At 64.8% G+C, this 22,918-nt stretch carries 23 protein-coding genes; 10 read left to right on the top strand and 13 right to left on the bottom strand.

All coding sequences use genetic code 11. From position 1 onward, the window contains the following. Positions 1-5 precede the first annotated feature (5 nt). The 3 genes from DFR48_RS14950 (at position 6) to DFR48_RS14940 (ending at position 3,040) form a co-directional block, all read left to right on the top strand. Positions 6-1,733: an acetyl/propionyl/methylcrotonyl-CoA carboxylase subunit alpha gene (locus tag DFR48_RS14950; protein ID WP_114363947.1), complete on the top strand. Its 1,728-nt coding sequence runs from the start codon at positions 6-8 to the stop codon at positions 1,731-1,733. Positions 1,734-2,171: 438 nt separating this feature from the next. Continuing rightward, positions 2,172-2,822 (top strand): hypothetical protein, encoded by a 651-nt coding sequence (locus DFR48_RS14945; RefSeq protein WP_147273550.1) that lies wholly within the window; start codon positions 2,172-2,174, stop codon positions 2,820-2,822. After that, complete coding sequence (locus tag DFR48_RS14940) at positions 2,819-3,040, top strand: hypothetical protein (protein ID WP_114363945.1); 222 nt, start codon at positions 2,819-2,821, stop codon at positions 3,038-3,040. The genes DFR48_RS14945 and DFR48_RS14940 overlap by 4 nt, the downstream gene beginning before the upstream one ends. Positions 3,041-3,095: 55 nt before the next feature. Here the strand turns inward: DFR48_RS14940 and DFR48_RS14935 are convergent, their stop codons facing one another. Genes DFR48_RS14935 through DFR48_RS14925 form a run of 3 tightly spaced genes read right to left on the bottom strand, consistent with a single transcriptional unit; the run spans position 3,096 to position 5,123 of the window. After that, the gene (locus tag DFR48_RS14935; protein ID WP_114363944.1) at positions 3,096-4,184 is read right to left on the bottom strand and encodes a fascin domain-containing protein; all 1,089 of its coding nucleotides are present in this window, start codon (positions 4,182-4,184) and stop codon (positions 3,096-3,098) included. A 43-nt stretch (positions 4,185-4,227) separates the two neighbouring features. Then, positions 4,228-4,647, bottom strand: a complete 420-nt coding sequence (locus tag DFR48_RS14930; RefSeq protein WP_114363943.1) for a hypothetical protein — start codon at positions 4,645-4,647, stop codon at positions 4,228-4,230. 29 nt (positions 4,648-4,676) lie between these two features. Continuing rightward, the gene (locus DFR48_RS14925) at positions 4,677-5,123 is read right to left on the bottom strand and encodes a cupin domain-containing protein (protein ID WP_114363942.1); all 447 of its coding nucleotides are present in this window, start codon (positions 5,121-5,123) and stop codon (positions 4,677-4,679) included. A 93-nt stretch (positions 5,124-5,216) separates the two neighbouring features. On the opposite strand from DFR48_RS14925, the gene DFR48_RS14920 reads away from it, so the two are divergent. Further along, on the top strand, positions 5,217-6,164 hold the full coding sequence (locus DFR48_RS14920; RefSeq protein WP_114363941.1) for a LysR family transcriptional regulator: 948 nt from the start codon (positions 5,217-5,219) through the stop codon (positions 6,162-6,164). A 42-nt stretch (positions 6,165-6,206) separates the two neighbouring features. Here DFR48_RS14920 and DFR48_RS14915 read toward each other — a convergent pair whose 3' ends face one another. Genes DFR48_RS14915 through DFR48_RS14885 form a run of 7 tightly spaced genes read right to left on the bottom strand, consistent with a single transcriptional unit; the run spans position 6,207 to position 13,688 of the window. Beyond that, positions 6,207-6,752: an NADH-quinone oxidoreductase subunit B family protein gene (locus tag DFR48_RS14915; RefSeq protein WP_114364168.1), complete on the bottom strand. Its 546-nt coding sequence runs from the start codon at positions 6,750-6,752 to the stop codon at positions 6,207-6,209. A 15-nt stretch (positions 6,753-6,767) separates the two neighbouring features. After that, on the bottom strand, positions 6,768-8,279 hold the full coding sequence (locus tag DFR48_RS14910) for a hydrogenase large subunit (protein WP_114363940.1): 1,512 nt from the start codon (positions 8,277-8,279) through the stop codon (positions 6,768-6,770). A 13-nt stretch (positions 8,280-8,292) separates the two neighbouring features. Beyond that, positions 8,293-9,756, bottom strand: a complete 1,464-nt coding sequence (locus DFR48_RS14905) for a hydrogenase 4 subunit F (protein ID WP_114363939.1) — start codon at positions 9,754-9,756, stop codon at positions 8,293-8,295. Continuing rightward, complete coding sequence (locus DFR48_RS14900) at positions 9,753-10,418, bottom strand: hydrogenase-4 component E (protein WP_114363938.1); 666 nt, start codon at positions 10,416-10,418, stop codon at positions 9,753-9,755. Before DFR48_RS14900 ends, DFR48_RS14905 begins: the two co-directional genes overlap by 4 nt. Further along, on the bottom strand, positions 10,418-11,374 hold the full coding sequence (locus DFR48_RS14895; protein WP_114363937.1) for a respiratory chain complex I subunit 1 family protein: 957 nt from the start codon (positions 11,372-11,374) through the stop codon (positions 10,418-10,420). Before DFR48_RS14895 ends, DFR48_RS14900 begins: the two co-directional genes overlap by 1 nt. Beyond that, a complete protein-coding gene (gene hyfB / locus DFR48_RS14890) occupies positions 11,365-13,386 on the bottom strand; it encodes a hydrogenase 4 subunit B (protein ID WP_114363936.1) in 2,022 nt (673 codons plus the stop codon). Before hyfB ends, DFR48_RS14895 begins: the two co-directional genes overlap by 10 nt. Continuing rightward, complete coding sequence (locus tag DFR48_RS14885) at positions 13,383-13,688, bottom strand: helix-turn-helix domain-containing protein (RefSeq protein ID WP_245415622.1); 306 nt, start codon at positions 13,686-13,688, stop codon at positions 13,383-13,385. The genes hyfB and DFR48_RS14885 overlap by 4 nt, the downstream gene beginning before the upstream one ends. Before the next feature lie 557 nt (positions 13,689-14,245). On the opposite strand from DFR48_RS14885, the gene DFR48_RS14880 reads away from it, so the two are divergent. From DFR48_RS14880 to DFR48_RS14865, 4 genes are all read left to right on the top strand, one after another. Beyond that, positions 14,246-15,208 carry an aliphatic sulfonate ABC transporter substrate-binding protein gene (locus DFR48_RS14880; RefSeq protein WP_114363934.1) on the top strand — a complete coding sequence of 321 codons (963 nt, stop codon included), beginning with the start codon at positions 14,246-14,248 and terminating at the stop codon, positions 15,206-15,208. A 27-nt stretch (positions 15,209-15,235) separates the two neighbouring features. Then, on the top strand, positions 15,236-16,405 hold the full coding sequence (ssuD, locus tag DFR48_RS14875) for an FMNH2-dependent alkanesulfonate monooxygenase (protein WP_114363933.1): 1,170 nt from the start codon (positions 15,236-15,238) through the stop codon (positions 16,403-16,405). Positions 16,406-16,470: 65 nt separating this feature from the next. Beyond that, positions 16,471-17,307, top strand: a complete 837-nt coding sequence (locus DFR48_RS14870; RefSeq protein ID WP_114363932.1) for an ABC transporter permease subunit — start codon at positions 16,471-16,473, stop codon at positions 17,305-17,307. A gap of 10 nt (positions 17,308-17,317) precedes the next feature. Then, a complete protein-coding gene (locus DFR48_RS14865) occupies positions 17,318-18,145 on the top strand; it encodes an ABC transporter ATP-binding protein (RefSeq protein WP_114363931.1) in 828 nt (275 codons plus the stop codon). A gap of 49 nt (positions 18,146-18,194) precedes the next feature. Here DFR48_RS14865 and DFR48_RS14860 read toward each other — a convergent pair whose 3' ends face one another. Then, complete coding sequence (locus tag DFR48_RS14860; RefSeq protein WP_114363930.1) at positions 18,195-19,649, bottom strand: FAD/NAD(P)-binding protein; 1,455 nt, start codon at positions 19,647-19,649, stop codon at positions 18,195-18,197. A gap of 145 nt (positions 19,650-19,794) precedes the next feature. Between DFR48_RS14860 and DFR48_RS14855 the strand changes: the two genes are divergently transcribed. Then, positions 19,795-20,361 (top strand): flavin reductase family protein, encoded by a 567-nt coding sequence (locus DFR48_RS14855; RefSeq protein WP_114363929.1) that lies wholly within the window; start codon positions 19,795-19,797, stop codon positions 20,359-20,361. Positions 20,362-20,666: 305 nt separating this feature from the next. Next, positions 20,667-21,650, top strand: coding sequence for an acyl-CoA dehydrogenase family protein (locus tag DFR48_RS14850; protein WP_114363928.1), 984 nt, complete (start codon positions 20,667-20,669; stop codon positions 21,648-21,650). A gap of 30 nt (positions 21,651-21,680) precedes the next feature. Here DFR48_RS14850 and DFR48_RS14845 read toward each other — a convergent pair whose 3' ends face one another. After that, positions 21,681-22,130 (bottom strand): RrF2 family transcriptional regulator, encoded by a 450-nt coding sequence (locus DFR48_RS14845; RefSeq protein WP_114363927.1) that lies wholly within the window; start codon positions 22,128-22,130, stop codon positions 21,681-21,683. Between the two features lie 213 nt (positions 22,131-22,343). Then, a complete protein-coding gene (locus DFR48_RS14840; RefSeq protein ID WP_245415621.1) occupies positions 22,344-22,850 on the bottom strand; it encodes a MarR family winged helix-turn-helix transcriptional regulator in 507 nt (168 codons plus the stop codon). Between the last annotated feature and the right edge of the window lie 68 nt (positions 22,851-22,918).

The following is a 22,918-nucleotide window of genomic DNA, read 5'->3' as shown; positions in this document are numbered from 1 at the left end:
GCCCGATGAAAAAAGTCCTGATCGCCAACCGTGGCGAGATCGCCGTGCGGATCATCCGCGCCTGTCGCGATTACGGCCTGCAGTCGGTCGCCGTCTATGCCGACCCCGACATGGACGCGCTCTTCGTGCGGCTGGCCGACGAGGCCTACGGTCTTTCCGGCACCCGGCCGGCGGAGACGTATCTCGACATCGACAAGCTGATCGCGGTCGCCCGCCGCTCCGGCGCCGATGCGGTTCATCCGGGCTACGGCTTCCTCTCGGAGCGCGCGGAATTCGCGCGCGCGGTGATCGAGGCCGGCCTCACCTGGATCGGCCCGGAGCCGCAGGTGATCGAGGCGCTCGGCGACAAGGTCGAGGCCCGGCGGATCGCAACAGGCGTCGGCGCGCCGCTCGTCGCCGGCAGCGACGGCCCCGTCTCGTCCTCCGCCGAAGTGCTCGCTTTTGCCGAAGAGCACGGTCTGCCGGTCGCGATCAAGGCCGCCCATGGCGGCGGCGGACGCGGCATGAAGGTCGCCTGGAAGATGGAAGAGATCCACGAGCTCTATGAGTCCGCCGTGCGCGAGGCGACCGCCGCCTTCGGCCGCGGCGAATGCTTCCTTGAACGCTTTCTCGACCGCCCCCGCCACGTCGAGGCGCAGGTCATCGCCGACAAGCACGGCAATGTGGTCGTGCTCGGCACCCGCGACTGCTCGCTGCAGCGACGCAACCAGAAGCTCGTCGAGGAGGCACCGGCACCGTTCCTGACCGATGCCCAGCGCGAGACGATCCACGACGCATCGCGCAGGATCTGCGCGGCGGCCGGCTATTCCGGCGCCGGCACGGTCGAATTCCTGCTCGGCGTCGACGGCACCATCTCGTTCCTCGAGGTTAACACCCGCCTGCAGGTCGAGCATCCGGTGACAGAGGAGACGACCGGTCTCGACCTCGTGGTCGAACAGTTCCGTATCGCCGAGGGCCTGCCGCTTCGCGTGACGGAGACGCCGGCGCCGCGAGGTCATGCGATCGAATTCCGCATCAATGCGGAGGATCCCGGCCGCGGCTTTCTGCCGACGCCCGGCCGCATCGGCACCTTCGCCCCGCCGTCCGGCCCCGGCATTCGCCTCGACAGCGGCGTCGAGACTGGATCCTCGATCCCCGGCGTCTTCGATTCGCTGGTGGCGAAGCTCATCGTCACCGGCGCGACGCGGGAAGAGGCGCTCAAACGCGCCCGCCGCGCGCTCGCCGAGTTCCGGATCGAAGGGGTGACGACGGTGCTCCCCTTCCACCGCGCGGCGATCGAGGCGGAGGATTTCGTCGGTGCAGACGGCTTCAAGGTCCATACCCGCTGGATCGAGAACGAGTTCGCCGGACGGCTGGAAGCGGAAGCGCGGCCGGAGCCGGTCGCCGAGCCCGCGCTTGTCCGTACCCATGTCGAGATCGACGGGCGGCGGCACGAACTTGCCCTTCCGGCAGTATTCTTCCAGGGCCTTGCGGCGGCGCCCGCCGGCGGAAACGCACCTCAGGTTACTCCCGCCGCCGACCCGGCCATCCTCTCGGCGCCGATCGCAGGGACGCTGCAGGCCTGGAAGGTCGCCGACGGCGACACGGTGGAAAAGGGTGACCTGCTCGCAGTCATGGAAGCGATGAAGATGGAGACCCAGGTGACGGCGACCCGCAGCGGCACCTTCCGGCTTATCGCGGGAACGGGCAGCTATCTCGAAGCCGGCGCCACCCTCGGCCGCTACGAGGCGTAGGGGGCTGGCGGGGGCTCGCGCTTTTCGTCGCGGCCGCCGCCGACCGGACGCGCCATGCCCGCCTGTTTACGGACGGTAAACAGCGATAGAACAATCTCGATTGCAGGCGGTCGATTTGCACGCAGAGATGGTGCATACCGGCTTGTATCAACGGTGACACGTGTCTAGCGTGCTGCCAGTGGTTGTGGCCGTTGGCCTCTCTCGTGGCATTACGTCGGTGGCCGGCGGCGTTTTCCTCGCCTCCGACAATGAAGGAGATACGAAGTAGACAACGGATACGGCCAATCCGGCTCATCCGTGGTGGCGCAGAATCACTCTCGACCCCATTGGGCGGGGATGATCATTCATGTCGCGTAGGTGCCCAGCATGAGATGCATAACAAGAAATCTGCAGTCGGCGCTCAGCCTGATTGTCGTCGCTGCCCTTTCGGGATGTGACATGCTCGGCTTCCACGAGTGGCAGTGGCGGCAGAAGCTGACTGTGTCGGTGATGACACCCGAGGGGATGAAGACCGGCAGCTCGGTGGTCAGCGTCAATGTCTACGCTACGCCAAGCTGGTGGGGCCTTGGCGATTTCAAGGGTGCGGGCGGCGGTAGCCTGTCCGGAGAGTCCGTGACGGTCGATCTGGGGAACGGTCGCTACCTATTCGCACTGTTGAAGGACTACAGTTACGAGACCGCGCGCGAGACCTTCATTCCGAACGGTGAGCAGCCCCGGACTAAAGCGGAGGCCACCGCCGCCTATGACCGGCTTGAACGAATGCGCGGGTCGCGTGACCTCCAGCGCGAGTACTATCCTCTGCTGGTCACTTTCGACGACATCCATAACCCGACCAGCCTCCGCCGCGTTGATCCCGGTGATCTCACGGCCAGCTTCGGCCCCGACTACAGGCTCAATGCCATCACCCTGTCGATCACCGATGAGCCGGTGACTGAGGGGCGGGTGGAGACGGTGCTGGAGTGGCTCGCTGCGATAGGGCGCGAGCGTCCAACTCTAATTCCAAATACGCCACTTCTTCGCGAGAATGCGACTGATCCTGACATTCAGTATTTAACTCCCGGTGCTTTTTCGACGGAGCTTTACAAATGACGATTTCTACCGAACTACTAATGGCTGTCCTTTCAATGGATGCTTATAATCGGGAGTATAACTCTGGTATTGACGGTTTGAATGCGACCAAAGTCGGGCAAGCCTCCGTTATCGATAGAACGGCAGTAGGAATAGGTGCGCCGGAATATCAAGCTTGGCAGTCCGCCGGCTTCTACGCCCTCGCCTATGACTGCAACGGCGAGATCGTCATCTCCTAGCGAGGCGCCGACAGCGCGAGCGATGTCTGCAATGGATGGCCGCTGGCGGTCGGAGTCACCGTGGCTCCACGCAGACGTAATGGCCGGTGGTGAAGGTCCTGAGCGCAAACTTGCCGCCGGCGAGGGGCTCCATATGGAACTTCTCCCAGGGGCCGATCGTGGTGCGATTTGCGTTGCATTCTCGCCCGCCTCCCGACTCGGCGGTCAGCAGGTGCCCGTTGGCCGTCAGAAAACTCACTGTCCCGTCCCCATGCTTGATCAATCCCCAGCGCTCCCACGCTCCGACGTCCGGGCGGTTTGCGTAGACGCCCTTTCCACCTCCATCGACGGCCGAGAAATGGCCCATGTGCGACATCAGCGAAACCTCGCTGCTGTCACGGCAGGTTCCGATCTCGAACGCTTCCCATTCACCGACCTGGTTGCGGTTTGCGACCACGGGGCCGAAAGTGTCGGGGTCGGGCTCGCCTTCGAGCGCCAGGCCCAGTGCCGCGCCGATAGCAAGGCCGAGCGGCGTTCCGATCGAAACCGCATTGGCGATCGCCGCCAGGGGCGCAAATTGCAGCGCGGTCGCCAGAGCCGGTGACTTCGCGATGGCCGCGACGAGCCAGGCGGTGATGGTGACCCCGGCGACGCCGATCCTTGCGCTGTCGGCGAGGAGTTCGAACCGGCCGCCCATGAGGCGGGGATGAACAAGGATCCCCTGGACGCCCACGACGCCGTTGATCTCCACGCCATTGTTGCCGCCGAGCCGATCCACGAAGTTGATGTAGACGATGGAGGCGAAGAGGGCGCCGGCAATCACCGGAGCGGCGACGCCGGCTGCCGCAAGAAGCGGTCCTCCTACCTCGATGAGAACCTGGCTCAGCTTCGTCGTCTGGTCGTGATCGAGGATCAGCGTCCATACCGGACCCTTCATCCTGAACTCGCCAGCCGACGGGCCTTCCCGAACGATCTCGTGGATCGCCTTATAGGTCTCGGGATCGGCCAGGAAGTGGTCGATGTCGAACGCGCCGCCATGCAGGAGCAGCCCTCGTTGCGACCGATCGGGATCGGGAACACGATCCTCGACGCGCCCGATCGGCCCACCGCGATCGGCGCGGCCTTCAACCTGTCCTTCGGCACCTCCTATCGGTCGGAGAACCATCTGTCCCTCCATCGTTCAACAGGATAGCTCGTTGCCCGTCACGTCAGGCGGATTGCACGAGTCCTTGTTCGACTGTCCTCCCTTCGGGCGTGTTCGCCGTCTTGCGGCTACGGAAGACCACCACGGCAAACAGGAGCATCGATGCAAGGGTGAGAACCGAACCGACCTTGGCCAGCAATTCGCCTGCACCCGTAAGGGCCATGGCTATGCCCGGAACGATCAACACCACGCCGGCGGTGGCCACGGCGAAATGCACCTTTGCCAGTAGATGTTCGCCGGCCGCGGGAACGAGGTGATAGTAGATGCCGAAGAGGGCGAGCGTCACCCAGCCGACGAGATTGAGGTGGGCGTGGGCTGCCGCCAGCCTGTGGTCGCCGGTCGCGGCCATGACGATGCCCCAGATCATTCCGAGCGTCACGTAGACGATCGCCGTCATGAAAAACCAGAAGGAGATGCCACGCATGTCCGTTGCTCCTGTTCGCGATGATGGGATCAGGCCGCGCCGAGCGGCGGCCCGGTGAATGTCAGGCCGAAACGCGCGCCGATCGCGGTGACCTGATCCATGTCTTCGGGGATACGGCAATTGTGTTCGGCCATTTCGGCAAAGAAACCTTCGAAGCCGCCGGGGGTCATGATCGTAAGCATTCGTGTCGGCAGATCGCCGACAACCCGGAACGTGTGCTCCGTTCCGCGCGGAACGAAGACGACGCTGCCCGGACCCTCCAGTCGTCTTTGGCCATCCATCCAGAACTCCACTTCGCCGGACTGGATGTGAAAGGTCTCGTCCTCGCGATTATGGATGTGGCGGGGAGGGCCATAGCCCGGCTGGTCGAGGCTCTCGAAGATGCCGACGCGCGCCTGCGTCTGCTCCGCCGTCAGGGAAATCCTGTAGGTCGTACCGAGCCACTGGACGCTGTAGGGTACCGGACGCGCAATCATCGAAGCCTCCCGCCGTCGTGATTAATGCGGGGAAGCGTGCCAGATCGGAATCTATAATTGAAATCGATAGTCGTTATTGAATAAATTCGTTGAATGAATTTATTGAGCTTCGACCTCAATCTTCTGCGGGTGCTCGACGCCCTGTTGCACGAGCAATCGACCGTGAAGGCCGGCGAACGCATCGGCCTTTCGCAGCCGGCCGTCTCCTCGGCGCTCGGCCGTCTTCGCCATGCCCTGAACGATCCACTCTTCGTGCGAGAGGGGCAGCGTCTCGTTCCGACGGAATATGCAAGAAGTCTCGAGTTCCCTCTCCGTCGCATTCTGGAGGATGTCGAGGCGCTCCTTGCCGGGCCTGAGAGTTTTGATCCGGCGAAGGCCGAGCAGAGCTTCAAGATCTCCGGCTCGGATTTCTTTGCGGAAATGCTGATGCCCTCGCTTGCAAACGCGCTCTCGCGGCTGGCGCCGAAGATCCAGGTGCAACTCGTCGATCTGGTGCCTGACAATTACGTCGGGACCCTCGAAAGGCATGGGATAGACCTCGCCTTCGTGCCGAAGATCGACTTTCCGACCTGGACCGACTACGCGCCGGCCTTCCGCTCCCGCTTCGTGATGATTGCGCGCAGAGGACATCCGCGGCTCGGCCGGGCTGAAGTCCGGGAAGGCGAGATCGTGCCGATCGATCTCTTCTGCGATCTCGGCCACGTGGTGTTCTCGCCCGAAGGCAAACTCAAGGCCATGGGCGATGCGGCGCTGGCACGGGTCGGGCGGGAACGGCGTGTCGTCATGACCATGCCGGTCTTCGGAGGGGTCACTAATGCGGTCGCGGGCAGCGACCTCGTCGCGCTCTTGCCGGAGCAGCTCGCGCGCAAGGTGGCGCCCCGTCTGGGCCTCGCTATCTACACGCCACCCATGCCGATCAACCCGGTTCTGATCTGCATGATCTGGCACCGGCGCAACACCAATCACCCGACCCACCGCTGGCTGCGGGACCTGGTTCTGAAGCTTCTCGCACCCCTGAACGGCGACGAGGAACGGACGTAGGCCAGCGTTCGAGGAAGGCGGCCGCTTGCCGATTGTCGCGTCTTAGGAATGTGCCGCGGAGGTCCCGTTCCTTCCGTCCACCCGTTCGAGGAGAGCCAGCAAGCCCTCGAGGAGGCGGGTGGGCGAGGGCGGGCAGCCGGGAATGTGAAGGTCGACCGGAACGATGTCGGAGACGCCGCCCGTCACCGCATAGCTTCCGGCAAAGCAGCCGCCATCGCGGGCGCAATCACCGACGGCGACCACCCATTTGGGGGCGGGCGTTGCGGCATAGGTCCGTTCCAGCGCCTCGCGCATGTTTTTGGTCACCGGGCCGGTGACGAGCAGCACGTCGGCGTGGCGCGGCGAGGCGACGAAGCGGATACCGAAACGCTCGACATCGTAGAAGGCGTTGTTGAGCGCGTGGATTTCGAGCTCGCAGCCGTTGCAGGATCCGGCGTCGACCTCGCGGATCGATAGGCTGCGTCCGAGCCTGCGGCGCGCCGCCTTCTCGACGGCACGGGCAAGCTCTTCGACTGCGGCATCCGAAGGTGCCGGGCCCTTCTCGGTTAGCGGTTTCCGCAGGAGGCTCTCGAAGAGAAGTTTGCGCATGGCTTCCATCCCTCCCTAGAGATCGTGGCCCGAATAGGAGCAGTTGAAGGACTTGTTGCAGAGCGGGAAGTCGGCGACGATGTTGCCTTCGATTGCGACCTCCAGCAGCGGCCACTGGAACCAGGACGGGTCACGCAGGTGGCACCGTTCGATCGTGCCGTTCGCCGAAAGCCGCAGCCAGACGAAAATGTCGCCGCGAAAACCCTCGACGAGGGCCGCGCCCTCGCAAGTCATGCCGAGGTCCGGCACGGGAACCGCGATCGGTCCATCGGGCAGAGGGTCGAGCAGTTGCTCGACCATGGAAAGGCTCTGCTCTACTTCGCGGATGCGTACCCAGACCCGCGCGTTGACGTCGCCCTCGGCAAAGACCGGGACGTCGAAAATGAGCCGGTCATAGGGCGCGTAGCGCAGCACCTGGCGCGCGTCGAAGCCGCGTCCCGAGGCGCGTCCCACATAGCCACCGGCGCCGAACTGTCGCGCCAGTTCCGGCTTCAGGATGCCGGTCGTCACCGTCCGGTCCTGCAGCGAGGCGGTGTTGTCATAAAGTTCGACGAGATGCGGGAAGCGCCGGCGGACCTTGGTGACGAGCGCCCGGATTGCGGTAATCCCGTCGCCTTCGAGGTCGGCGGTCACGCCGCCCGGCACGATGCGGTCGCGCATCAGCCGGTGGCCGAAGGCGGTCTCGGCGGCGCGCAGCACCGTCTCGCGCAGCACGCCGCAATGGGCGAGCATCAACGCGAAGGCCGCGTCGTTGCAGATCGCCCCGATGTCGCCCAGATGGTTCGCCAGCCGTTCGAGTTCGGCCATCAGCGCGCGCAGCCAGACGGCCCGCGGCGGAGCCTCGAAACCGATCGCCGCCTCGACGGCGCGCGCGAAGGCAAGACTGTAGGCGACCGTGCTGTCGCCGGAGGTCCGTCCGCCAAGCTGCGCCGCGCGGCCAATATCGGCGCCCGCCATCAACCCCTCGATGCCTTTGTGGACATAACCGAGCCGCGCCTCCAGCCGGACGATCGTTTCGCCGTTCGCGGTAAACCGGAAATGTCCCGGCTCGATGATGCCGGCATGGACGGGACCGACGGGGATCTGATGCAGGCCTTCGCCCTCCGCCGGCAGGAAAGCGTAGGCGCGGCCGGTGTCGACCGCCGGCCCCGCTTCGCCGAGGGGAGCGCGGACGCCCCAGCGCCCATGGTCGAACCACGGCCGCGGATCGGGAAGTCCGGCCGGTTCCAGTCCGAAAAGGTCGCGGATCGTGCGTTCGAGTCGCATCGCCGGCGGATGGTGGCGCGCGACGGAAGGATAGCTGCCGGTCACGCCTTCGAGGCTCACAACGCCGATTGTTCCCGGTTCCTCGAAGAGCGCCATGTGCACGGCCTTCGCCTCGCCCCAGAGGCCGACGAGCGTCCAGCGTCCCGCGGCGAGCGCCTCGGCCGCGGCGTTCCAGCCCGCTTCATCGACGACAGCCCGTGCGAACGGGCGATGTTGTTCGACCATTCGGCCTTCGAGGAGGAATTCGGCGAGTGTCGTCACGATCTCCCTCCCGTCAGCGAAGAAGGTTTGCGATGTGCTGGAACCAGGCGACCAGCGGCGGCGGCAGGTAAATCCCGGCGATCAGTACGAGCGCGAGATGAGCATACATCGGCAGGTAGGAGGCTTCCGCCGGCGCCGTGCTGCCGCGCGGCCGGCCGAAGGCCGCACCGGTCAGCCGCAGGAGGAGCGCGCCGAAGGCGACGAGAAGCCCGAACACCAGCAGGACGCCGAGCACGGGCTGCCTGGAGAAGGCCGAACTCACGATGAGGAACTCGCTCATGAAGATGCCGCCGGGCGGCAGGCCGGCGATCGCCACGACCCCGGCGAGCAGTCCCCAGCCGAGGCCCGGATGCGTCTCGGTCAGCCCGCGGATTGCCGAAAGCCGCTGCGTCCCCTTGATCTGCGAGATGTGGCCGACGGCGAAGAAGATCGCCGATTTGGTCAGCGAATGCATGACCATGTGCAGGAGACCGGCGAAGTTCGCGAGCGGCCCGCCGAGCCCGAAGGCGAAGACGATGATGCCCATGTGCTCGATCGAGGAATATGCGAACATGCGCTTGATGTCGCGGCGACGGTAGAGCATGAAGCCGGCGAAGATCAGCGAGGCGAGCCCCATCGTCATCATCAGCGGTCCGGGCGCCAGCGCCTCGGGACTTGCCGAAAGCAGCATCTTGAAGCGCAGCACCGCATAGAGCGCGACATTCAGCAACAGGCCGGAAAGCACTGCCGAAATCGGTGTCGGCCCCTCCGCATGGGCATCCGGCAACCAGGCGTGCAGGGGGGCGAGCCCCACCTTGGTGCCGTAGCCGAGAAAGAGGAAGACGAAGGCGATGTTGAGAAGCGCCGGGTCGAAGGCAGCGGCGTGCTGGATCAGGATCGTCCAGACCATGGCGTCATAGCCTTCCCCGACCACGGGCTGCGCCGCCAGATAGACGAGGATCGTCCCGAAAAGGGCGAAGGCGATCCCGACGCTGCCGAGAATGAAGTATTTCCATGCCGCCTCGAGCGCCTCGTGGGTCCGGTAGATCCCGACCATCAGCACGGTGGTCAGCGTCGCAAGTTCGACTGCCACCCACATCAGGCCGATATTGTTCGACACGAAGGCGAGATTCATGCCGAACATCATGATCTGGTACATCGCGTGGTAGAACCGCAGGTTTGCCGGTGTCAGCCGACCGATCTCCAGTTCATGGGCGATGTAGCTCGCACTGAACACGCTGGTCGTGAAACCGACGAAGGTGTTGAGCACGATGAAGACGATGTTGAGGTCGTCGACGAGGAGATACTGCCCGGCCTCGGGCCGCGGGGTGACAAGGAGCGAAAGCGCCGCCAGCAGCGTGAGCAGGCTCGCGACCACGTTGAGCCGCGCGGTGAGGCGGTAGCCGGGCAGGACGGCGAGCACCACGGCCGCGACGATCGGGATCACGAGGACAACACGCTCGGCGTCGAAGGCGAGGAGGGGTGAGAGCGCGTTCATTTGCGCATCCTCCCCTTGAAGTCGTCGAGGGCTGCGACGTCGACGGTGTCGAAACGCTCGCGAATGCGGAAGAGGAAGACGCCGATGACGATGAAGGCGATCAGGATCGAGAAGGCCACGCTGATCTCGACGACGAGCGGCATGCCCTTGGCACCGGTCGCGGCCAGCACGAGGCTGTTTTCGAGCGACATGAATCCGACCACCTGGCTCACCGCGTTACGCCGCGTCACCATCACCAGCAGGCTGATCAGCAGCACCGAGAGCGCGAAGGCGAGGTCTTCGCGCACCAGCGGATTGGCACCGGGGGTAACCCTGAGCATGACCACCATGGCGAGCGCGACGAGCCCGATGCCGGCGAGCATGGTCGGCCCGATACCGACGACGGTCTCGATTTCGCGGTGAATGCCGAGCTGGCGGATCATCCGGTGCAAGACGACCGGAATGACGATCGCCTTGAAGATGAGCGCGATCGCCGCCGTCACATAGAGGTGTGGCGCATCCTGGATATAGGCCTGCCAGGCGACCGAAAGGGTCAGCACCAGCGAATGCAGCGCAAAGACGTTGAGGAGCGCGTAAAGCCGATCCTGATAGAGCATCATCATGCTGACGACGACGAGGCCGCCGGCCAGAAGGTGCGCTATGTCGAAGACGAGACCGTGCATCACAAGCTCCTCGATACGAAGCGCAGAAGGGTCGCGAGCAGGCCGAGCATAAGGGCTGCGCCGAGGAATTCCGGAACGCGGAAGATCCGCATCTTGGCGGTCGCCGTCTCGAAGACGGCGAGCAGAATGCCGGCGACGGCGAGCTTGACGGGATAGGCGAGTGCCGCTGTTACGTAGGCGGCCGGTGCGTCGCCGGGGCCGGCAAGCTGGAAGGGCACGAAGATGCAGGCGATCAGCGAGACGTAAAGCAGGAGCTTCAAAGAGGCGGCAAGTTCGATCATTGCCAGATGCCGGCCGGAATATTCGAGCACCATCGCCTCGTGCACCATGGTGAGCTCGAGGTGGGTCGCGGGATTGTCGACGGGGATGCGTGCATTCTCCGCGATCGCTACCATGACGATCGCGACGAGGGCGATGCCGAGCGAGACGCGCAGGCCGACCTCCGGCGAATTGACGAAGGCGGCGATGCTGGAAAGCTGCGTCGAGCCGGCGACGAGCGCCAGTGAAAAGATGATGAGCAGCATTGCCGGCTCGGCAAGGGTTGCGATCATCATCTCGCGACTCGATCCGATCCCGCCGAAACTCGTGCCGACATCCATGCCGGCCAGAGCGAGAAAGAAGCGCGCGCTGCCGAGGAGGGCGACGATCGCAATCAGGTCCGCCGTCCAGCTGAAGATGAGCCCCGTCGCAAAGGTCGGGACGATCGCGGCCGCAACCCAGGTCGCCGCGAAGATGAGATAAGGCGCGACCCGGAAGAGCCATGAGGCGTTTTCCGCCACGATCGCTTCCTTGCGGAAGAGCCGTGCGAGGTCGCGGTAGGGCTGGAACACCGAAGGTCCGCGGCGGCGCAGCAGCCGCGCCTTCACCTTGCGCACGAAGCCGGTGAGCAAGGGCGCCAGCGATATGACCATCGCCATCTGCAGGGACTGGATGAGGAAGGAGGAAATTACGTCCATAGCGCCACCACCAGAAGCAGGAGGATGAGGGCGACGAAGACGAGACTGAGATAGCGCCGGATCGTCAGGAATTGCAGGTGATTGAGCTTCTCCGCGATGTAGCCGACCGCACCGGTCAACGGCGCATAGAGCCAATCCCAGATCAGGTCGCGGGTCGTGACCGTCAGTCGCGCCGGCCGCAGTTCACCGGGGGCGGGCATGTCGACCTGCTCGCGGGCGCGGAAGACCAGCGTGCCGAACACGCGGCGGATCGGTTGCGCGAAACTGCCCGCCGAATACTGCGTCATCGGGCTCGGCTCGGGGAAGCCGCAGTCCCATGCCGGCGCCCGCCGGAGCGCCCGCGAGCCGAGATGATGGACGAGGAAGGCGGCAACCGAGGCCGAGAAGGCGATGAAGAGGAAGACCAGCAGGCCGTTATAGGAGCTGTGGGTTTCGGTGATCGGCACGATCGACAGCCAGGCAATACCGGCCTGGACAGGCAGGCGGTCGCCGAGAAGCGCGAGCGCGACCGGGGCGAGGCTATCCATGACGAGGCCCGGCAGGATACCGGCGAGGAGGCAGAGTGCTGCAAGCACCAGCATCGCGGCAAGCGAAAAGCGATCGACCTCGGCCGCCACGGAGGCGATCGCCGTGCGCGGGCGCCCGAGGAAGGTCACGCCGAACGCCTTGACGAAGCAGGTGGCGGCAAGGGCTGCCGAGAGCGCCAAGAGCCCGCCGATCGCCGGCACGATGATCTTCAGGCCCCATTGCGGCAGATCGGGGCTTTGCAGAACCGCCTGGAAGGCCAGCCATTCCGAGGCGAAGCCGTTGAACGGCGGCAGCGCCGAGATCGCCACGCTGCCGACGAGGAAGGCGAAGCTGGTGACCGGCATGCGGTGGATCAGACCGCCGAGCTTTTCCATATCGCGCTCGCCGGTCGCGCTCAGCACGGCGCCGGCGCCGAAAAAGAGCAGGCTCTTGAAGAAGGAGTGGTTGAGGACATGGAAAAGCGCGGCCGTGAAGGCGAGCGCCGCCGGGCCCGTCATGCCGTTTGCCGCAAAGGCGAGCGTCAGTCCGAGGCTCACGAAAATGATGCCGATGTTCTCGATCGTGCTGTAGGCGAGCAGGCGCTTGAGATCCCGTTCCATCAGGGCATGGAGAATGCCGAGGCTGGCGGTTGCTCCGCCGATCACCAGGACCAAAATGCCCTGCCAGGGTGCGGGCTGTCCCAGAAGGTCGAAGACGATGCGGACGAAGCCGTAGATGGCGACCTTGGTCATGACGCCGCTCATCAGCGCCGAAACGTGGCTGGGTGCTGCCGGATGGGCGAGCGGCAGCCAGACATGCAGCGGCACGAGGCCCGCCTTCGAACCGGCGCCGAGAAGAAGAAGCACGAGCACACTTCCAGCAACGAGCGGCGTATGCTCTGCGGCGCGGATCGCGGCGAAGGCATAATTGCCGTCCGACCCCGCCAGTAGGCCGAACGCGAGCAGCAGTGCGAGCGTGCCGAAGCTCGCCATGACGATGTAGATATAGCCCGCCTTGCGATTGGCGGCCTCATGGTGGTGCGCCATCACCAGCGCCCAGGAGGCGAGCGACATGAATTCCCAGGAGATGAGGAAGGTGAAGGCGTCGGCCGCGAGGATCACGAGGGTCATGCCGGCGAGGAAGGCGGGAAAGAAGGGAAGCACGCGCTGCGGTGCCTCTTCATGGTGCCCGTAGCCGAGGCCGTAGAGGCTCGCGAGCGCGCCGCCGAGCCCGACGACAGAAAGAAAAAAGGCCGAGAGCGCGTCGAGCCGGAGATGCGATCCGAGCCAGGGAAGCCCGAGCGGCAGCGCCACCTCGGACGCCGTGCCGCCTGTTGCCGCGCCAAGCAGATGCGAGACTGCGGTCGCGACGACCACCGCGGAAACGCAAAAGGCGAGCGCGTAGACGAGGGATGTTGCCCAGGCTCTCCGTCCCGCGGCCGCCCCGAGCACTGCTGTGCCCAGATAGGCGCCGACCGAGACGAGGACGACCTGGACGGGGGTCATGACGGTTCCCCCGCACCTGGGGTGCTTGCTGCCTCTTCGGTTGTTCCGCGGGACGGCGGCGCCTTCAACCGCACGCCGCGACCGCCCCCCTCGCTCGCCTCTCCGTCGTCGATCAAGGCGATTCCGGCATCGTCGAGAGCGCGCAGGAGCCGCATCAGCGAGTCGACATTGCCGCGGATGACGTGGGGGCTTGCTTCCATTCGCTGGATCGTCGGGACGGACACACCGACGAGGCCGGCCAGTTTGCGCTGGTCAATTCCGAGAAGAGCCCTGGCGGCTCGCAATTGAGCGGATGTAATCACGGTTCCGCCATCGCTTCTCATGTTTCAGCCTTGGTGTTTCATGTCTACTACCAATCTATTGATGTTTCAAATCGTATTCCCGTGTCTCGCGCGCATGGCGACCTTCGGTCACGCCGGTTCCGTCGAGGGGGAGACGAGACGGGGATGAGTCCGGACGTTCGTGCATCTTGTCCGGTAGACTTTTGCGGTCAGGCTCTTCTTCGAGACACTTGCCGATCAATGAGCATTTCCGGCAGATTCGCTCCGTCAGAACGACTCCGAATTAGCCGGAAATGTCCAATATGCTCGATCGCTGTGCGGACAGCCGATGCCGACCATGGATTTCAGGCGTTGTCGTTGCGGAAGGTCTGGTCGTTTCAATTGCAGTGCGCGGTGGCGCGTCGCCCCGCGTGGCTCCGGCATCGAACGCGATGAATCCATGATCCGCCGTCGGTCGCGATGGATAATCCCCTTTGTCCGTGCCTGGCGCAACTTTATTTCTTACTGAAACTATAGAAAATATTATCATCTGACATCATCGAACGGCGCGGGAGCTGCGCCCTACCCGGAGGTTCATGATGATTACAAGAAGACAAGGCCTCGCACTTCTCGGTGCTTCCGCGGCGGCGCTCGCCATGCCGAATATCCGGACTGCCGCCGCGTCTGGCAATTTTCGCATCGGCTGGCAGAAGAACGGCGTGCTGGCGCTCGCCAAGCGCACGGGGGCCATCGAGAAGCGACTTGCGCCCCGCGGCATCACGGTGAGCTGGTCGGAATTCACCTCCGGCCCGCCGCTTCTCGAAGCGCTGGGCGCCGGCGCGCTCGATTTCGGCCCGACCGGGGACGTCCCGCCGCTTTTCGCCCAGGCCGCCGGCGGCAATCTCGTCTATGTCGGCACCTACAAGGGAACGGCGGCAGGCTCCGCCATCCTCGTTCACAAGCAGTCACCGATCCAGGCGATCGGGGACCTGAAGGGCCGGAAGGTCGCCTTCAAGCGCGGGTCGAGCGCCCACAATTTCACGGTGAAGGCGTTGCGCAAGGCGGGACTTTCGGTCGCCGATATCGAGGCTCTGGATCTCACGCCTCCGGATGCCGCCGCCGCCTTCAAGACGGGCGGGATCGACGCCTGGTCGATCTGGGACCCCTATTTCGCGATCGCCGAAGCCGACCCGGACACCCGCGTGCTGACGACGGCGGAAGGCATCGTCGACAGTTGGTCTTTCTTTCTCGGCAACGGCGACTTCGTTCGTGATCAGTCCGAGGTAATCGTCGAAGTGCTCGACGAGCTCGCCAGGACCGGCGTCTGGGCTCAGGCGAACCTCGACCAGACCATCCCTGCGATCGCCGAGATCACCGGCGTGCCGGAGCCGGTCACCCGTACCGTGCTCACCCGCCGCGGCGCCGATCTCGGCAAGGTCCAGACGCTCGGGGACGAGGCGGTTGCCTATCAGCAGGCGCTCGCCGACGAATTCCACGACCTCGGCATCCTGCCGAAAAAGCTCGCCATCACCGACATCGTCTGGCGCCCGAAAGCCAGCTGACATTGTGTTCACGGAAAGGATATTGCCATGACCCACACCCAGAAGCCGCTCGATTTCCTCTGGTTCATCCCGACATCGGGCGACGGCACCTATATCGGCTCGGACACGCTGAGCCGCCCCGCCGATCCCGGCTATTTCCGCGAGATCGCCACCGCCGCCGACCGTCTCGGCTATTCGGGCGTGCTGATCCCGACCGGGGTCGCCTGCGAGGAGTCCTTCGTGCTCGCCGCCAATCTGGCTGCGCACACTGAGAAGCTGAAATTCCTGGTGGCGATCCGCCCCGGCACTGCCTCACCTGCCTATTACGCCCGTCTCGCCGCGACTCTCGACCGTGTGTCGAACGGGCGACTGTTGCTCAATATCGTTGTCGGCGGCAATCCGCAGGAGCTTGCGGGCGACGGCATTTTCCTGCCGCATGACGAGCGCTATGCCCATGCGGACGAGTTCTTCCGGGTCTTCAACGAACTGATCGAGACGGGTAGCGCCGACCTCGACGGACAGTACATCAAGGCGATCGGGGCAAGGCTCGGCTTTCCGCCGGTGCAGACGCCGCGTCCACCGCTCTATTTCGGCGGCTCGTCGGATGCCGCGATCCAGTTCTCCGCCGGTTTCGTCGACAAGTATCTCACCTGGGGAGAGCCGCCGGAACAGGTCGCGGAGAAGATCGCCACGGTCCGCAGGGCCGCGGCTGCAAAAGGTCGCGACGTCGGCTTCGGCATCCGTCTCCACTTCATCGTCCGGGAAACCGACGAGGAGGCATGGGAGGCTGCGGACCGACTGATCTCGAGGCTCTCCGACGAGACGATCGCTGCCGCACAGGAATCCTTCGCCAGAACCTCCGATTCCGTCGGCCAGACCCGCATGATCGCGCTCCACAACGGCCGGCGCGACAAGCTCGAGGTCTCGCCGAACCTTTGGGCCGGCATCGGTCTCGTGCGCTCCGGTGCGGGTACGGCGCTGGTCGGCTCTCCGAAGACGGTGGCCGCCCGCCTCAGGGAATACCAGGCGCTCGGCATCGATACCGTCGTCGCCTCGGGGTATCCGCATCTCGAGGAGGCTTATCGCGTCTCCGAGCTGCTTTTCCCGGAAATCGGCCTCGGCGGCCCGCGTAACCAGATCCGTTCGTCCTTCGGCGACCGGCCACTCTTCGGCGGCGGTGGCCACGGCGGCAATCTTCGGGTCGTTTCCGGCTCCTAAGGCCCAAGGAGGACGCCGTGCGGTTTCGTCCGCGCGGCAAGGCTTCGAGAAGAAAGGAAAGCGATATGACCGCGTTTGACATTCCGACGAGTAGCGTGATCACACGTAGCCGTCTCGCAGGCGCCGGGCGGGCGCGGTTGCGGATCGATACGGGCAGCCTGCTGCCCTTCGCCGTTCCCGGCCTCGTTCTCCTCGTCTGGCAGATTCTCTCCTCGGCCGGCTGGATATCGGCCCGCGTGATGCCGGCTCCGACCGATGTCGCGTTCGCGTTCGTAGACCATCTGGCAAGCGGCGCGCTCGTCCACGACATCGCGGTCTCCGGCGCGCGGGCGCTTGCCGGCCTGCTGGTCGGGGGCGCGATCGGGCTCGCCCTCGGCATCGCGAACGGCGTCTCCAGGCTTGCTGAGCAGTTGACGGATACGACGCTGCAGATGTTGCGCACCATCCCTCATCTTGCGATGATTCCGCTCGTCATCCTCTGGTTCGGCATCGGCGAGGAATCGAAGCTCTTTCTCACCTCGCTCGGGGTTCTGTTTCCCGTCTATCTCAACACCTTCCACGGGGTGCGCAGTGTTGATCGTGACCTTCTGGAGATGGGCCGCATCTACGGCATGAGCGGCTGGACGCTGTTCCGTCGTGTCATCCTGCCGGGAGCGCTGCCCTCGATTTTCGTCGGATTGCGCTATGCGCTCGGGATCATGTGGCTGACGCTCATCGTGTCGGAATCGATCGCGGCATCCTCGGGTATCGGCCATATGGCGAACGAGGCGAGGGAGTTCATGATGACCGACGTGGTGATCCTTTCCCTGCTGATCTACGCCGCGCTCGGCAAGCTTGCCGACCAGATCGCGCGCACGCTCGAGCGACGGATGCTGGCATGGAACCCCGCCTATCAGAAGTGAGGATACCGACATGATCCGCCATACAGCAAGCCTTCATCACGGCCCGTCAGGGCGGGATGTCGCCGCGGGACGGGGGACGGATATCGCTCCCGCTCCTCCGGTGCCTTCCGGACCGGTCTCGATTTCGCTCACGCATGTCGACAAGCGTTTTGGCGACAATCACGTGCTGAGGGGCGTCGACCTCGAAGTTCCGGCAGGCCAGTTCCTGGCCATCGTCGGCAAGAGCGGCTGCGGCAAGAGCACGTTGCTTCGCCTGCTGGTGGGCCTGGACCGGCCGACCAGTGGCGCGATTGCGATCCGCGACGGAAACGGTGCGGCCGCGGCGAACACCCGCATCGTGTTCCAGGAGCCACGGCTCCTTCCCTGGGCGAGCGTCATCGACAATGTCGCCGTCGGGCTGCGAGACGGCGTTCCCAGTTCGGAGGCGCGTCGCGAGGCGGCGAATGCGCTGCGCGACGTGCAGCTCGCCGACAAGGCCGAACAATGGCCGGCCCTTCTCTCGGGAGGACAGCGCCAGCGCGTGGCGCTCGCCCGCGCCCTGGTGAGCCGTCCGGGACTGCTGGCGCTGGACGAACCGCTCGGTGCTCTCGACGCTCTCACGCGCATAACCATGCAGCAGCTGGTGAGCCGCGTCCGTCGTGAACTCGGCTTTACCGCCGTGCTCGTCACTCACGATGTCAGCGAGGCCGTCCACCTGGCCGACCGGGTGATCGTTCTCGATCAGGGGCGTGTGTCGCTCGACCTCGCGATTGAGACGGAACATCCCCGCCATCACGGTGATCCGGAGCTTGCCGGTTACGAGCGGCAGCTGCTCGAGGCCATTCTCGGCGAGGCGTGAGCGCCTCGCATCGCAGGCATCGGTTCATCTCCCTGCGTTCGGGTTGACGTCAGACGAGGTCGCAGGTCGTGCGAGCCGAGGTCCGGCGGGCGATGATCGTGCGGGCGATCTGGTCGGCTTGGGTGGCGATTTCCGGCGCGCCGGTCAGTTCACCGAAGGTGCCGCGGGCGAGCGGCCCGGCGATGAACAGGCTGTCGATAGGATAGCCGTCGCGACCGATCGCCCTGCTTGTCCGATCGCAGGCGATCCCGAGGCCGAGGGGGTCGGTCGCCACAAACCCCAGGCGTTCGAGTTCTGCAAGCCACGGCTGCGAGGTGATGACCGAACCGAAATCCGGACCGGTTGCGACCACGGCCCAGTCGGTGACCAGTCGCTCGACCGTGCCCGCGGGTTTCTTGATCACGTCGACCGAGATCTCGTGGCGGCTACGCTCGATCCGACAGATGCGGCCGGCCCGGTGGCGGAGCAGTCCGGCCTCGAAACGGTCGTGCATGATCCTGGCGTTCTGGGGTGGCAGCCGGTAGCGGCGGGTCTCGAACTGGCGCTTCAGGTGGCGCAACAGACGCGCCTGCTCTTCGAGCGGAAGGCCGGCCCAGATTGTTTGCCCCTGCTGGCGGAGAGCATCGAACACGCTCTGCCAGGAAAGCCCCTGGCTCTCGGCCTCGGCGACGGTTGCGCGCACACGCTGCAGCAGTTGCCGTCCGCTCCGTGGGGAGAACACCGAGAAATCGCCGAAGGGTTCGACGTCCGAGACGGACTGCACTTGCGGCAGCAGGCCCGACCGAGAGAGCAGGGTGATCACGCCTGCGTGGCCGCGGCCCGCAAGTTGTCCGACGACGTCCGCTGCGGTCAGGCCGGCGCCGAAGACGAGCACACGATCATTTGTGCGCACGTGGGATAGCCATTCGCCTTTGAGGCCGTCTGCCACCAGGCGGGGATGACCATTGAGCGCGGATGCGATGGCCTTGGGCGCTCGCGGTCCGGGCTGACCTGTCGCAATGATCAGCTCGTCGGCAAGGACGGAGGAGCCGGCCTCGCCGGTGACGAGCCAGAGGTCGGCCCGCCGCGTCACGTGCACCACCTGCTCGCGGCGGTGGACGATCCTCTCCTGTTCGATGAGTGGCGCCATCTGCGTGGCCATGAACTCGCCGAAGTCGCCACGACGTGCGAAGACGTGTTCGCCGGCGACCGCCCGGGGATCGGCCGCAAGGCGGCCGGTTCTTGCGTGCCACTCTGCGAAGGCCTCCGGCCGACCGGGGAGCGCACGCATCCTGTGGGCTGCAACGTTGAGCCGGAGCGACGGGTCCGTCGTGTCGTAGGCAAGTCCGGCGCCGATCCGCTTGCGCGGTTCGAAGATCACGACGCCGTCCTTCTCGACGCCGTCGCAGAGGGCGAGCTGCCGGGCGACCGAGGCGCCGGAAAAGCCGCCACCAATCACCACCACGCGGCAGCGATGAAAGACGGGCGCGGTCCGCGCTCCGATCGCAGAGGAAAGCTGCAGCATCACCTTCTCCTTCCGATTCTCGCGTTGCGCTAACGATATTTTCTATAAATTATATGTAAAATAGAAAGCGATGTCTACAGTTCCGGCCCGGTTTCGCCAAGAATGACCCCAAGCTTTTGAAATCCGTATGGGAAAGGATCGAAGCATGAGCAAGGAACTGTCATCCCCGGCATTCGGTGTCCTCGATCTGACACCTCCGCTGCTGGACAGCCCGCCCGATGCAGAGGGTCTCAGATCGGCTCTGCGTCTGCTGGCGGGCGGGGTGACGATCATCACCGCAGGCGAGGGCGACGACCGTACCGGCGCCACCGTAACCTCCGCGACGGGTCTCTCCGTCGACCCGCCGCGAATGCTCGTCTCTCTCAATCACACGTCTTCGACCTGGCCGGTGGTCGAGCGCTACGGCCATTTCTGCGTGAACCTCGTCGGTCCGCACCATCAGGCTCTGGCCAACCAGTTCGCCGGTCGCGGGGGGCTGAAGGGTCCGGAGCGCTACCGCGGAGCGGAATGGACGCGACTTGCGAGTGGTGCGCCGGTTCTCGACGACGCGATTGCCGCGGTCGACTGTGTCGTCGAAGAGGTTTTGCCGCGCCATGGTCACGTACTGGTCATCGGGAAAGTGGCCGCGATCCGCAGCCGCGGCGGTCAGTCGCTCGGATATTGCGCCGGCCGCTATGTCCCGATCCCCGAGAGCAGCGTCTTCAACGGCTGAGCAGGCGGCGCAAAGTCCTTTAAATGCACAGATTTAGTAGAAATCCTTGACGGACGCTTCATTCGCTGTGACACTCGCTGGTCTCTGACGAGAGCGAACAGGAGGATGGTTCCATGCCTGTGGGTATCCCGAATGCATCGTTCGCGGCCGCCAGGAACGTCCTTGGACGCCAGGTCTTGCAGCCGAAATGTTGGCCTTGCATGGCTTTGGTGCCGAAGGTCGGGTTCCGGAGTCGTCCAGTCGGCGTTGTCCTCCGCTCGAACCGATGTGCATGATATCCCTTGGGAACGCTGGGAGCGGAAGCCATGGCAACCATCACGCATCTCGGGGTACACGGGCGCGGACTTCCGGCCCGTATCACCTCTGAAGAGGAGGCGCTTTCCGTCGCCGCCAAGGCGACCGAGATCTTTGCCGTCATCTCCCCGGATGCCGTCGGCGAGTGGCTTGCACGTTCAGGCTTGCTGGCGATTTCGGTGCCCGCGGAACTGGGCGGTATCGACGTCTCCAATGTCGTCCTGGCGGAGATCGTTTCTGCCTTCGCCCGGGCATCCGCCGAGGCGGCGACAGCCCTCACCGCCCATTTTGCCGCGCTCGAATTGCTGCGCGGCGGCGGTACGGAAGATCAGCGGCGGGCTGTCTTCGATCGTGCCCGCCAGGGCCAGCGTTTTGCGCTCGCAAGACTGCCGACCGACCTGCAAGTCCAGCTGACCGACGTGACAGTCGAAATCGGAAAGGCGGAGGAGGCGGCCGCGCTGCCGCCCGACTGGCGGATCATCTGCCTGCAGAGCCTTCAGGACAGTCCCGTCGCAATGATGCTCGCGCGAACCGGCACTGTTCGGGAGGATGTCGAACGCTCGCCTCTCGGGGCTTTTATCGGAAAGACATCAGCGCCGCATGTCGATGCGATGTTGGCGCTCCAGCAGGACGCGCTTTTGCTCTCGACGGCGCTTTCACGCCTGCTGACGGCGGCGACGGTGCTCGGCCGATGCGAGAGCGAACTCTCGGCCCTGATCTCGCCGGATCAAGGCGCGGATGATGTGGTCGACCGGGCCGAACGCGCTGGCCTGCTGGCGGTGCGCATCGAGACCCTGCGGGGCATTGCGCATCGCTGCGGCGCGCTGTTCGATCGCGCACAGGTGAGCCCGACGACACAGGCGATCGAGGAGGCGTGCCGCGTCTCGACCATACTCGACGTCGTTATCCGCGAGACAGGTCTGCCCTGTCCCTCGGGGGAGGACCGTGCGGCGCTACGCGCTGTGGGGAATTCGGTGCTGTTTGGCGGACGCTGACATCGCAGGACGCCGCCCAGAAGCCTTGGATCAGCTGAGCGCCGGCGCGTCGGCGAGCAGGTCCTCGCCCTTGGCGACGAATTCGGCAAGGGTCATGTTGTCAAGGATCGCCGCAATCGCGTCGCGAACTTCCGTCATCGAGATGCGTACCTGACAGCTCACCGGGTCGTCGCAGTCGTCGCAGGCCTCGAAGGCCGTGCGGCTGGCGCAACGGATCGGGGCAAGTGGGCCGTCGAGGGCGCGGATCACCGCGCCGATGCGGATCTCCGAGGCCGGCTTCGAGAGGGCGTAGCCGCCGTTCGGCCCCTTCTTCGAACGCAGCATGCCGTTGTTGCGCAATTCGAGCAGGATGGTGTCGAGGAATTTTTTCGGAATGTTGTTGCGGGCCGCCACCTCGGTGACGAATGCGGTCTCACCGGGGCCGAGACGCGCGAGATCGACGAGCGCCTTCAGCCCATATTTGCCCTTCTTGGTCAGCATTCCAGAGATTCCATCCTGAGAGGTGGCGACGAACGGAGCTCGCCATCGAAGAACTATACTATGCATATAGTTTTTAAGGAATTCCTGTGCAATGACCGATTGCGGCATTCGCCGGCGGCTCTTGCCGCAATCGGCGCGGAAAACATGCAGCTTGCTCCTCCGCAAAGCGCTCTTTCGATGCGCATCCGGGTGTCGAGGGCGTGGTCGGCCACGTCAGTCCGGCAAAGGTCGGTAGATCCGCCGCAACTGCTCGACGAAGGATTTGAGTTCCGCCTCGGAAAAGCGGGAGGTGAAGCGCTTCTCGTGCAAGGCGATGAGTTCGCGCGCTTCCTGCAACACCTTTTTGCCTTCCTCGGTGAGGAAGAGTTCCTTGCGGCGCCGGTCGGTCCGGGAGGGGCGTCGTTCGAGAAGGCTGCGCGCCTCCAGCCGGTCTACGAGCGCCATCGTCGTCGCCTTGTCCATGCTGAGAAGCTCGGCGATATCGATCTGCACGACACCGGGATTGCACCCGACGAGTTCCAGCACGGTGAACTGTTTAGGCGTCAGCGAAAGACCGGCCATTGTCTGCTGATAGTCCTGGAAGATCGCGACATTCGCCATCCTGAGGTGGAAGCCGAGGACCCGCGTCAGGCAGCCCATGTCCAGTGACGGCCCGGCCGAAGCGTTGCCGATATTGGACGTAGGGTCCTTTTCCGCCTCCAGATTTCCCTCGTCTGCCACACCGGTCTCCCGCAAAGTCTACGATCGCGGCACTCCTATCATTTTCCACTTGTGTCGGCGACCGGTTT

Source organism: Ciceribacter lividus (assembly GCF_003337715.1).
Classification (GTDB): Bacteria; Pseudomonadota; Alphaproteobacteria; order Rhizobiales; family Rhizobiaceae; genus Allorhizobium; species Allorhizobium lividum.
The sequence above is the reverse complement of the archived record's forward strand: the minus strand, read 5'-3'. Positions and strand labels throughout refer to the sequence as shown.

What these genes read in the sequence shown, in the direction of transcription:
- DFR48_RS14950 (WP_114363947.1), top strand. Translation starts at nt 6, where the DNA reads ATGAAAAAAGTCCTGATCGCCAACCGTGGCGAGATCGCCGTGCGGATC.
- DFR48_RS14945 (WP_147273550.1), top strand. Translation starts at nt 2,172, where the DNA reads ATGCTCGGCTTCCACGAGTGGCAGTGGCGGCAGAAGCTGACTGTGTCG.
- DFR48_RS14940 (WP_114363945.1), top strand. Translation starts at nt 2,819, where the DNA reads ATGACGATTTCTACCGAACTACTAATGGCTGTCCTTTCAATGGATGCT.
- DFR48_RS14935 (WP_114363944.1), bottom strand. Translation starts at nt 4,184, where the DNA reads ATGGTTCTCCGACCGATAGGAGGTGCCGAAGGACAGGTTGAAGGCCGC.
- DFR48_RS14930 (WP_114363943.1), bottom strand. Translation starts at nt 4,647, where the DNA reads ATGCGTGGCATCTCCTTCTGGTTTTTCATGACGGCGATCGTCTACGTG.
- DFR48_RS14925 (WP_114363942.1), bottom strand. Translation starts at nt 5,123, where the DNA reads ATGATTGCGCGTCCGGTACCCTACAGCGTCCAGTGGCTCGGTACGACC.
- DFR48_RS14920 (WP_114363941.1), top strand. Translation starts at nt 5,217, where the DNA reads ATGAATTTATTGAGCTTCGACCTCAATCTTCTGCGGGTGCTCGACGCC.
- DFR48_RS14915 (WP_114364168.1), bottom strand. Translation starts at nt 6,752, where the DNA reads ATGCGCAAACTTCTCTTCGAGAGCCTCCTGCGGAAACCGCTAACCGAG.
- DFR48_RS14905 (WP_114363939.1), bottom strand. Translation starts at nt 9,756, where the DNA reads ATGAACGCGCTCTCACCCCTCCTCGCCTTCGACGCCGAGCGTGTTGTC.
- DFR48_RS14900 (WP_114363938.1), bottom strand. Translation starts at nt 10,418, where the DNA reads ATGCACGGTCTCGTCTTCGACATAGCGCACCTTCTGGCCGGCGGCCTC.
- DFR48_RS14895 (WP_114363937.1), bottom strand. Translation starts at nt 11,374, where the DNA reads ATGGACGTAATTTCCTCCTTCCTCATCCAGTCCCTGCAGATGGCGATG.
- hyfB (WP_114363936.1), bottom strand. Translation starts at nt 13,386, where the DNA reads ATGACCCCCGTCCAGGTCGTCCTCGTCTCGGTCGGCGCCTATCTGGGC.
- DFR48_RS14880 (WP_114363934.1), top strand. Translation starts at nt 14,246, where the DNA reads ATGATTACAAGAAGACAAGGCCTCGCACTTCTCGGTGCTTCCGCGGCG.
- ssuD (WP_114363933.1), top strand. Translation starts at nt 15,236, where the DNA reads ATGACCCACACCCAGAAGCCGCTCGATTTCCTCTGGTTCATCCCGACA.
- DFR48_RS14870 (WP_114363932.1), top strand. Translation starts at nt 16,471, where the DNA reads ATGACCGCGTTTGACATTCCGACGAGTAGCGTGATCACACGTAGCCGT.
- DFR48_RS14865 (WP_114363931.1), top strand. Translation starts at nt 17,318, where the DNA reads ATGATCCGCCATACAGCAAGCCTTCATCACGGCCCGTCAGGGCGGGAT.
- DFR48_RS14860 (WP_114363930.1), bottom strand. Translation starts at nt 19,649, where the DNA reads ATGCTGCAGCTTTCCTCTGCGATCGGAGCGCGGACCGCGCCCGTCTTT.
- DFR48_RS14855 (WP_114363929.1), top strand. Translation starts at nt 19,795, where the DNA reads ATGAGCAAGGAACTGTCATCCCCGGCATTCGGTGTCCTCGATCTGACA.
- DFR48_RS14850 (WP_114363928.1), top strand. Translation starts at nt 20,667, where the DNA reads ATGGCAACCATCACGCATCTCGGGGTACACGGGCGCGGACTTCCGGCC.
- DFR48_RS14845 (WP_114363927.1), bottom strand. Translation starts at nt 22,130, where the DNA reads ATGCTGACCAAGAAGGGCAAATATGGGCTGAAGGCGCTCGTCGATCTC.